The sequence below is a fragment of the Streptomyces doebereineriae genome (genome assembly GCF_031845645.1).
GTDB classification, from domain to species: Bacteria; Actinomycetota; Actinomycetes; order Streptomycetales; family Streptomycetaceae; genus Streptomyces; species Streptomyces canus.
The window spans coordinates 1-444 of the sequence record NZ_JAVREZ010000335.1 but is presented as its reverse complement, the minus strand read 5'-3'; the positions used below and the strand labels follow the sequence as shown (position 1 = coordinate 444).

General features: G+C 62.6%; 1 protein-coding gene. It reads left to right on the top strand.

From position 1 onward, the window contains the following. Window positions 1–141: 141 nt before the first annotated feature. Window positions 142–444, top strand: a 303-nt coding sequence (locus RNB18_RS52165; protein ID WP_311721073.1) for a TetR/AcrR family transcriptional regulator, incomplete at its 3' end; no start/stop codon positions are given.

Sequence of the window (444 nt, the reverse complement as noted above, 5' to 3'; positions counted from 1 at the left end):
CAGCGTGATGATCGCCTTGTTGCCGGGCTTGATGTACCAGGGCAGCTTCACTGTTTCTCCAAGTTGAGGAATGTGCTCAAGTTATGCGGCCCAGCCTAACGCTATATTGAGGGCGGGTGTCAAGTTAGTTCTGGAGGTGCGATGCCTGCACAACGCGCGTTACGCGCCGATGCGCGCCGCAATCGCGAGAAACTGCTCGAAGCCGCGCAGGCCGAGTTTCAGGAGCGCGGGCTCGGCGCTCCGCTGGAAGCGATCGCGGCGCGCGCGGGGGTCAGTATCGGCACGCTCTACAACCGATTCGCGACTCGCGAGGACCTCATCGACGCAGCGTTGCCCGCCCTGCTCGCGCAGACGCTGGAGGATCTGTCTGAGCGCGCGCTGTCCGCCGACTCAGCTTGGGATCGCCTCGCCACCTATATTTTTGGATTGTGTGACCTGCAGGCC